The following is an 8,696-nucleotide window of genomic DNA, read 5'->3' on the forward strand; positions in this document are numbered from 1 at the left end:
GCGACGGGGCCGAGCCCGTCGACCGCAGGGACAGGACCGGCCGTACCGACGCACCCGCCCCCGTGCACTGGCACGGGCGCGGCCCGTGCCGGCCGTCCGACGTCCGCAGCGCCATACGCCGCGCCGTCGCCGGGCGAGGCAGGACCACCGGCGGTCCCTACGACGAGGAGGCGCTCTCCGACGCCCTGCTCGTCGCCTCCGAACTCACCACCAACGCCATCCTGCACGGGGGCGGCATCACCGACTTCGACGTGGACGTGGACGGGCCGGCCGTACGGGTCTCCGTGAGCGACCGCAGCGACCGGCTGCCCGTCGTCAGCGACCCGCTGGACGAGCAGGGCAGGCGCCGGACCGGCGGCCGGGGCTGGCCCATCGTCTGCCGGCTGGCCCGTGACGTCCGGGTGTCCGGGCTGCCGTCCGGCGGCAAACGGATCACCGCCGTGGTCCCCGTGTCCTGACCGGCCGTCACGGCCGCACCAGCCGTCCGAACAGCTTTCCGGCCACCGGAGTTTGTTCCTCCGGACGCAGGGCAGACGGAGGTTCGTGCTTCGGACCGGAGGCGCGCCGACGGGAGCGGTATGACCGCTCCGGGGCGCTCCCTGCGCCCCGGACGGCAGCGACCCTCCCGTGGTCATTCCTCGACACGACCGCTCAGGAGCGATTCCGCATGCTCATCGACATGTCGACAAGCCGTCCTGCCACGTCCGCCCCGAACACCCCGCTCACCCCGCACACCAGCGGTCACCCGCGCCGGACCCACGACGACGCTCCCGACACCGCACGCCTCTTCACCCGGCTGACCACGATGGAGGAAGGAGCCGAGAGGGACGCCGTACGCGACGAGATCGTCACCGCCTGGCTGCCCATGGCCCACAGGATCGCCGGCCGCTTCCGCGACCGGGGCGAGGCCATCGAGGACCTCCGCCAGGTCGCGGCACTCGGCCTGGTGAAGGCCGTCGACCGCTTCGACCCGGAACGCGGGGCCTTCGAGAGCTACGCCGTCCCCACCATCACCGGTGAGATCAAGCGCCACTTCCGGGACCGGATGTGGGCCCTGCGGGTGCCCCGCCGGGTACAGGAACTGCGCAACAAGGTACGTCTGGCCCGACGCGAACTGGCCCAGACCCCCGGCGCCCCCGAGCCGTCGACCGCCGACCTCGCCGCCCACACCGGCCTCACCGAGGACGAGGTCGCCGCGGGGCTCGAGGCCCTGGAGAGCTTCAGCACCCTCTCGCTGGACGCCGAACTCCCCGCCGGTGACGACGGCTACAGCCTCGCGGACACCCTCGGCGAGGCCGACGTCTCCTACGACATCGTGGTCGACCGCGAGTCGGCCAAGGAGAGCCTTCGCCGGCTGCCGGAACGCGAGCGGGCCATCCTCTACATGCGCTTCTTCGAGGACATGACGCAGAGCCGCATCGCCGACCGGCTCGGCATCTCCCAGATGCACGTCTCCCGGCTCATCAGCCGCAGCTGCGCCCAGGTGCGCCAGGAGGCCATGGGCCGACCCGGCGACGGCCGCTGAGCCGGCGGCCACCGCGAACCGTACGCACCCCACCCTTTCGGGCAAGGAGCCTGTTGATGCTGATGCCTCACCCCGCCGTCCTGCGCACCCTCGTCGACGAGTACGAGGCCACGAAGGCGAGTGGATCCGCCGAGGACGACACGCGGGCGCAGGATCTCGCGTACACGCTGTGCGTCTCCACCGGGACCCGCGAGGTCGACCGGGCCCTGGAGGTGGCCCGCGGCTGGCTCGCCGCGGCCACCGCCGACGACACCACCACCCGCCGCACCGCCGACCGGCCCCGCGTGTCCACCGCCGACCGCCCTCACGTGTCCACCCACGACCGGTCCCGCGTGTCCACGGACGACCGGCCCCACGTGTCCACCGACGACGGTCCCCGCGTGTACGCCTGACCGGCCGGCCCACGGGCGCCCCGCCGCGGCAGATCCGCGGCGGGGCGCCCGGGTGTGCGGTGCCGAGGCCGGGGCATCCGGGTTCGGCGGGACTATCACAGGAGGTTGGAATGAACGCGAGTGCCCTGGTGCGCGACGGCCGGATCGAGGCCGAGCGCGCGGCGCGGGGTTCGGTCACGCGGGGGGCCGCGAGGGCCGGACTGGCCGCGCGCGGAGTGATCTACCTGCTCGTCGGGGCGCTGGCCCTCCAGATCGCCTTCGGCGACGGCGAGAAGCGGCAGGCCGACCGGCAGGGCGCCCTCGCCGAGATCGCCGACAGACCCTACGGCTCCGTCCTGCTGTGGGCCCTCGGTGTCGGGCTGGTCGGCATGGCCCTGTGGCGGCTGTCCGAGGTGGTCTTCGGCTCGGTCGGACCTGACGGCCGTAAGCCGAGGAAGCGCCTCCTGGCACTCGCCCGCTGCGTCTTCTACTGCTTCGTCGCCTACTCCGTACTGGCCTTCGCCGCGGGAACGGGCGACGGGGGCGGGTCGAGCGACAAGCAGTCCCGTGACGTCACCGCCCGGGTGCTGGAGCTGCCCGCGGGGCGGTGGATCGTCGGCGCGGTCGGCGCCGGGATCGTCGCCGGCGGAATCTGGATCGGCGGCCGGGCCCTGCTGCGCACCTACCGCGAGAACCTGCGTCTCGGGCAGATGTCCCCTCGGACACGTCGTCTGGTGGACGTCACCGGCGTGGCCGGCGGCGCCGCGCGCGGCCTGGTGTTCGCGGCGGCGGGCGCCTTCGCCGTCCGCGCGGCCGTCGACTACGAGTCCGACCGGGCCAAGGGACTCGACGACACCCTGCGATCCTTCGCCGAGACGTCCGCCGGGCCGGGGCTCCTGGCCTGCGTCGCGGCCGGTCTGGTGCTGTTCGGGGTGTTCTCCTTCGCGATGGCCCGCTGGCGGAAGGTCTGAACACGGCGTCGGCGGGGAACCCGGGGGAGATGAACGAATCCGAGTTCCCGCCGGACGGACGGCCCGTGGACATGTACCTCGACCTCCTGCGCGTCCGCATGGACAGCGAGGACTTCGCGATGCTGCTCAAGGTCGTCGCGCCCGCCCTGCGTGCCCTCGACGAACAATCCGCCGAGACTCTCGACTTCGCCCTCGATCCGCAGGAGACCGAGGAGCTGCCCCAGGAGATCCGTGACGAGGCCGCCCTGGTCATCGCCACGGCCGTCACCGGCCGCCTCGACAACCAGCTCGTCGAGATCCAGGTCGACGGCACCGGCCCGGTCCGCGTGGTCACCGACGCGGTGACCGCCTCCGACCCGGACCGCCTCGCCGAGATCGCCGGCTGCATCCAGCAGCGCCAGAACGACACGGACGAGCTTCGCGGCATCGCGGCGGCGAGCGGCCTGCCGACGGACTTCTGACACCGTCCACCGCGGACCCCTCTCCGGGCGCCCGGTGACCGACGCCGACCGGCGCCGGTCACCGGGCGCCCGCCCGCGCCCAGGCGGGCCACCGGCCGGACGTCGGCCCAAGCCGGTCCGGCCTCTGGTCGGCCTCGGGACCCGCTCTCACCTCCCCGGCGACGACACCGGAACCCCCAGAGGTCTGGCCAGGCCCGCCACCGCCTCGTCCAGGCGCTGCAGGTGGCGCAGGACGCGGTCGGTGACGCGGCCGTAGCGGGGGGTGCCGGGGGTGCCCGGCGCCAGGAGTGAGGCGACGCTGGGGCCGGTGCGGACCTCGGCCGTGCTGCGGTCGTCGGCGACGCGCGCGGCGATGGCGCCGATGTTGTGCAGGATGCGCTGCCCGGCTCCGCGCAGCCGGGGGTCCGCCGCGATGGACGGGTGGGTCGGCAGCAGCTCGGCCGTGGCCGCGAGCGACCGGGCGTGGTAGGCGCAGGTCTCCAGTAGGGCGACGACGTACTGGGCGGTGTCCCGCCGGGTCCGCAGCGGGGTGACCGGATGGGTCAGCGGCTGGGTCGCGGAGCGCAGGTCGGACAGGGCCTGGTCCAGTTCCCGGGCGCGGTCCAGCAACTCGGCCGCGGGCCCGCCGGCGAGCTGTTCCAGGGAGGCCTCGGTGACGTCGGTCAGCCGGTCGAGGACGGTCGTGAGCAATTCGTCCGTGCGCCGGTCGGTGCGCACCGGCAGGACCAGGACCGCCGCGACCACTCCGCAGGCCACCCCCAGCGCGGTCTCCTCGATCCGCAGGACCAGCACCTCCAGGCTGTAGGTGTGCAGCAGCGTGTACAGCACGCCCAGCGCGGCGGTGACGAAGAACGACATCAGCGTGTACGACAGCGGCGCGGTGTAGAACATCGCGAACACGCACAGCAGCACCACCGCGAACGCCGTCCACGTGTGGTGGCCGACCAGTCCCGCGAGCCCGATGCCCGCGACCACGCCGAGCGCCGTGCCGAGCAGCCGCCGGTATCCCTTGACCAGGATCTCCCCGGTGGACGCGGTGTTGATGAACACGATCCAGCAGGTCAGGACCGCCCAGTACCAGCGGTGGGTGGACAGCAGTTCGCCGCCGGCGATGGCCAGCGCGGAGCCGACGGAGACCTGGACGGCCGCGCGGGTGGTCGGCCGTCGCAGCCCCGCGGGCTTCTCCGCGGTCTCCTCCTCGGCCTCCGATCCGCCGATGGCCGCGTCCTCCGCGTCCAGTTCCTCACGGGAGCGGGCCGTCTCGGGGCTGTCGTCGGACTCGTCCTGCGGCCCGTCGAGCGCGATCCGCAGGCCGAGCACGGAGCGGGCGCTCTCGCCGACGCCCCGGAAGACGTCCCGCACGGCCGGTGAGGCGGACGGCAGGTTCTCCTCGTCGCGGTAGCCGAGCAGCCGGTTGCGGATCTGCGCGGACCCCGCGCCGTCGCCGACGGGATGCCGTACCAGCAGGCGCAGCGCCCGCAGGTCGCGGCGGAGCACGTCCGTCGCCTCCTCCCGCACGGGCAGGAGGCCGCCCTCGGGAACCGGTGCGCCCGGCAGATGCAGGGTCAGGGTGTCCGCGCGTTCGGCGCTGCGCGCCGTCAGCAGGAGCAGGCCGAGCCGCTCGGCGGCGATCTCCGCGTCGGCGACCCGGCGCTGCACCAGCCGGGCCGCCGCCTCGTCCGGGGTGCCCTCCTCCAGCCTCCCGTGGATCATCATGGCCGTCTCGTGCAGCCGTGCGGTGCCGGTGCGGACGTGCGCCAGTGCCTTCTCCACGTCCTGCGGACCGGCGTCGAGGAGCTCCAGCTGAGCGTCGAGCAACTGCGCGAGCCGCGCCCTGAAGGCCTGCCGCAGCCGCAGCAGGATCCCCGCCGGCGTCTGCGGCACGAGCGCGAACCGGGCCAGCGCGCTGCAGGCGAAGGCGACGGTGAGGACCCCCCAGAGTCCGGGCAGGAGGTGCCGGGTGGCGCCCACGAAGAGGGACAGGAAGTAGACCTGGAAGCCGATCAGGCCGAGCGCGGTGCCCCGGTCGCCGAACCGGCGGCCGTACACCGCGCAGAAGATGAGCACGACGAACACGATGTCGCCGGCCAGTACGTGGGAGCTCAGCAGCGCCGCGAGGGACACCGAGGCCAGTGCCACGGGCAGGCCCAGCGCGAGGGTGACCGCCTGCGGCCCGCGCTGTTTCTCCCGGACGGCGAAGGTGGCGACCATCGCCGCGATCGCGCCCGCCACCAGATGCGTGACGTCCGCGTCCAGCAGGGAGAGCACGGCCAGGGTGAGGGTGATCGCACCGACCGTGCGCAGCCCGGCCGCGAGCCGCAGGAGCCCGGGATCGGATGCCCTGACCCGGTCCCGTACCCCCGCCGCCCGCGCCGCCGCCTTCACGCCGCCGTACTCTCCCGCCCGTCTCAGCCGGCCTCGGGGTGTCCGCCCTCCACCTGCGCCCGTACCTGCTCGGGCGTCAGATAGGTGTCGGTGTACTCGAAGTCCTTCAGCTTGGCGGGCCGCCTGGCCTGGAAACCGGTGCGGACGAAATCGTCGCCCGCGACCGCGTTGAGCGTCCAGTTCGTCAGCACGCGCGCCTTGGCCACGCCCGTGCGCAGCGCCGCCCAGTGGTACCCGCGGGCCACCGCCTGCGCGGGCAGCCCGCGCAGTTCGATGCCGAGCGGCTTGGACACGGCGTCGGTGCCGCCGAGATCGACGACCAGTCCCAGATCCTTGTGCGCGTACGGCCGCATCGACCGGCCGCGCAGGTGCGCGATGACGTTGTCGGCGGCCACCTTGGCCTGCCGCATCGCGTGCTGGGCGGTGGGCGGGCAGATGGCGCCCTCCTCGCCCTTGGCCTCGTCGGGGACGGCCGCGGCGTCGCCGAGCGCGAACACGCCGTCGTGGCCGGGCAGGTCCATGTGCGAGGTGACCGAGAGCCGTCCGCGGACCGTCGGGGCGCCGAGCGTGGCGATCAGCGGGCTCGCCACGACGCCGGCCGTCCAGATCAGCGTGTGGGTCGGCACCACCCGGCCGTCGGTGAAGGTGACCTCCTGCGGTCCGGCCTTGGCGATGGACACCCCCAGCGACACCTCGATGCCCCGCCTGCGCAGCACCTCCTGGGCGCTGCGGCCGAGCTTGTCGCCCAGTTCCGGCATCAGCTTCGGGGCGATGTCGATCAGGTGCCACTTGATCAGACCCGGGTCGAGCCGGGGATAGCGCTTGACCGCGTTGTGGGTGAGCAACTGGAGGCAGGCCGCGGTCTCGGTGCCGGCGTAGCCGCCGCCGACCACCACGAACTGGAGGCGCGCCGCCCGCTCGGCGGGGTCGTTGCTGGCGTCGGCGAGGTCGAGCTGGGTGATGACGTGATCGCGGATGTACGCCGCCTCCGCGAGCGTCTTCATGCCGAAGGCGTTGTCGGTCAGCCCCGGAATGTCGAAGGTGCGGGTGACGCTGCCGGGAGCGAGCACGATGTAGTCGTACGGCTCGTTCACGATCTCGTCGGTGATGGTGCGGATGACGCAGACCTTCGAATCCAGGTCCACGCCGATGGCGCCGCCCGGGATGATCCGGGTGCGGTACTTCTTGCTGCGGCGCAGGGACAGCGCGATCGACTGGGGCGTCAGCACCCCGGAGGCGACCTGCGGCAGCAGCGGCAGATAGAGCTGGTAGGCGAACGGTGTCACCAGGGTGACGTCGGCCTCCGCGGCGGCGAGGCGGCGTTCCAGCCGTCGGACGCACCCCACTCCCGCGAAGCCCGCTCCCACCACCAGGATCCTGGGTCGTGTCACGATGTCCATCCCTTTCTGCGGCTCCGGGCGGTCTGCCTCGACGTGGTGCGGGTGCCCGCCGGGCGGCCCTTTCGCACACCGTCGATCCCACCGCGACCGGAGCGGTTGCGCCAGCCGGACGGAGCATGCAGACGAACGTTTCTCCTGAGGCCCCGTGCTACCCGCGCAACGGCCCGTGTACGCCCTTGTCCTTCGGGTAGGCCCGACGTACATGACCAGTGCGGTGGCCGGAGGGCAGCGGGTGTGGAGTGCGCGGAGGGCTCCGACGACGGCCGGCGGGAGAGCCGGGTGGCACAGGCCAGGCGGGTCGTCGACGCGGTGGAGAGCCTCGTCGCCGACTGGCTGGCGACGGCCGAGGAGGCCACGCCGCGGCTGCCCGCCCGGCAGTTGCTCGCCCTGCGGACGGTGCGGCACACCCCGGAGCTGAACCTGACCGCCCTGGCCGAGCGGCTCGGCGTGGGCCTGCCCACCGCGAGCCGCCTCTGTGACCGGCTGGAGGCGGCCGGCCTGCTGGAACGCAGCGTCCAGCCGCGCAACCGGCGCGAGGTGCAGCTCGTCCTGACCTCCTACGGACACCGTGTCCTCACGGACGTCACCGAGCGGCGCGTCCACCGCCTGGCGGCGGTCATCGACGGCATGACGCCGGCCCAGCGCACCGCCCTGGAACAGGGCCTGTCCGGCTTCCACCAGGCGCACAGCGCCCGCCACCGGCCGACGGCGCCCGAAGCCTGACGGGCCGTGGGCCGGCCGCCCCGCGCCCTGTCTAGCCGGCCGGCGCCGCCGCGCTGTCGACGTGGCACAGCAACAGGCAGACGTCGTCGTCGCGTTCGGAATCGCTCAGCATCGGGTCCAGGATGCGCTCGGCCGCGCCGTCGAGATCCGCGTCCAGTTCACCGGTGCCGAAGGAGCCGAGCGACGCCGCCAGCCGGTCGATGCCCGGGTCTATGCCCTGGGCGCGCCGCTCCACCAGGCCGTCCGTGTAGAGCGCCAGCGTCGAGCCGGGCACCAGGGGCACCGTGTGGTCGGCGATCTCCTGGTGCAGCGGGATGCCCAGCATGGCCCCCGGCTTGGCGTCCAGCGTGCGCACCCGGCCGTCCGGGTCGCGCAGCACCGGCGGCGGATGCCCGGCCGCCGCCCAGGTCAGCACCGGCTCGCCGGGCTGGAAGCGGGCGATGACGGCGGTGGCGTACAGATCGGGCTGGAGGTGGTGCAGGAAGGTGTGCAGCCGGGTCAGCAGCACGCCGGGGCTGCCGCCGTCGACGGCGTACGCCCGGAGCGCGGTGCGCAGTTGGCTCATCATGACGGCCGCGTGCAGGCCGTGCCCGGTCACGTCGCCGATGACGGTGATCAGGCTGCCGTCGGGCTGCCGGAACGCGTCGTACCAGTCGCCGCCGATGTTCAGCCCGTACGTCGCCGGCAGATAGCGGGCCGCCAGGCGCAGGCCGGGCGTGGTGGGCAGCTCGGTCAGCAGGGCGCGCTGGAGTGTCTCGGCGATGTCCCGGTTGTGCTCGAAGCGGCGCGCGTTGTCGAGCGCGATGCTGGCCCGCCGGGCGAGCGCTGGGACCCGGACGACGCCGTCATGCTGATCGAGC

9 protein-coding genes are annotated in these 8,696 nt (G+C 73.6%); 6 read left to right on the top strand and 3 right to left on the bottom strand.

Features of this window, described 5'->3' with window-relative positions; genetic code table 11:
- Positions 1–62 precede the first annotated feature (62 nt).
- The 5 genes from BZL64_RS07300 (at position 63) to BZL64_RS07320 (ending at position 3,328) form a co-directional block, all read left to right on the top strand.
- Positions 63–458, top strand: coding sequence for an ATP-binding protein (locus tag BZL64_RS07300; RefSeq protein ID WP_086767306.1), 396 nt, complete (start codon positions 63–65; stop codon positions 456–458).
- Between the two features lie 209 nt (positions 459–667).
- The gene (locus BZL64_RS07305) at positions 668–1,525 is read left to right on the top strand and encodes a SigB/SigF/SigG family RNA polymerase sigma factor (RefSeq protein ID WP_086767293.1); all 858 of its coding nucleotides are present in this window, start codon (positions 668–670) and stop codon (positions 1,523–1,525) included.
- 56 nt (positions 1,526–1,581) lie between these two features.
- A complete protein-coding gene (locus BZL64_RS07310) occupies positions 1,582–1,917 on the top strand; it encodes a DUF5133 domain-containing protein (protein ID WP_086767295.1) in 336 nt (111 codons plus the stop codon).
- A 110-nt stretch (positions 1,918–2,027) separates the two neighbouring features.
- On the top strand, positions 2,028–2,867 hold the full coding sequence (locus BZL64_RS07315; RefSeq protein WP_086767296.1) for a DUF1206 domain-containing protein: 840 nt from the start codon (positions 2,028–2,030) through the stop codon (positions 2,865–2,867).
- A gap of 29 nt (positions 2,868–2,896) precedes the next feature.
- Positions 2,897–3,328, top strand: coding sequence for a hypothetical protein (locus tag BZL64_RS07320; protein WP_086767298.1), 432 nt, complete (start codon positions 2,897–2,899; stop codon positions 3,326–3,328).
- A 147-nt stretch (positions 3,329–3,475) separates the two neighbouring features.
- On the opposite strand, the gene BZL64_RS07325 is transcribed toward BZL64_RS07320, so the two are convergent.
- Both BZL64_RS07325 and BZL64_RS07330 read right to left on the bottom strand, forming a co-directional pair.
- The gene (locus BZL64_RS07325; RefSeq protein ID WP_086767300.1) at positions 3,476–5,713 is read right to left on the bottom strand and encodes an FUSC family protein; all 2,238 of its coding nucleotides are present in this window, start codon (positions 5,711–5,713) and stop codon (positions 3,476–3,478) included.
- Between the two features lie 23 nt (positions 5,714–5,736).
- Positions 5,737–7,113: an NAD(P)/FAD-dependent oxidoreductase gene (locus BZL64_RS07330; protein ID WP_086767302.1), complete on the bottom strand. Its 1,377-nt coding sequence runs from the start codon at positions 7,111–7,113 to the stop codon at positions 5,737–5,739.
- Positions 7,114–7,392: 279 nt separating this feature from the next.
- On the opposite strand from BZL64_RS07330, the gene BZL64_RS07335 reads away from it, so the two are divergent.
- A complete protein-coding gene (locus tag BZL64_RS07335) occupies positions 7,393–7,836 on the top strand; it encodes a MarR family winged helix-turn-helix transcriptional regulator (RefSeq protein WP_244205244.1) in 444 nt (147 codons plus the stop codon).
- A gap of 31 nt (positions 7,837–7,867) precedes the next feature.
- On the opposite strand, the gene BZL64_RS07340 is transcribed toward BZL64_RS07335, so the two are convergent.
- Positions 7,868–8,696, bottom strand: an 829-nt coding sequence (locus BZL64_RS07340; protein ID WP_143663028.1) for a PP2C family protein-serine/threonine phosphatase, incomplete at its 5' end; no start/stop codon positions are given.

Origin of the sequence: Streptomyces bobili (assembly GCF_002154575.1) — a bacterium.
Taxonomy (GTDB): domain Bacteria; phylum Actinomycetota; class Actinomycetes; order Streptomycetales; family Streptomycetaceae; genus Streptomyces; species Streptomyces bobili.

Coding starts and splice junctions, on each gene's coding strand:
- BZL64_RS07305 (WP_086767293.1), top strand. CDS start 668: ATGCTCATCGACATGTCGACAAGCCGTCCTGCCACGTCCGCCCCGAAC.
- BZL64_RS07310 (WP_086767295.1), top strand. CDS start 1,582: ATGCTGATGCCTCACCCCGCCGTCCTGCGCACCCTCGTCGACGAGTAC.
- BZL64_RS07315 (WP_086767296.1), top strand. CDS start 2,028: ATGAACGCGAGTGCCCTGGTGCGCGACGGCCGGATCGAGGCCGAGCGC.
- BZL64_RS07320 (WP_086767298.1), top strand. CDS start 2,897: ATGAACGAATCCGAGTTCCCGCCGGACGGACGGCCCGTGGACATGTAC.
- BZL64_RS07330 (WP_086767302.1), bottom strand. CDS start 7,113: ATGGACATCGTGACACGACCCAGGATCCTGGTGGTGGGAGCGGGCTTC.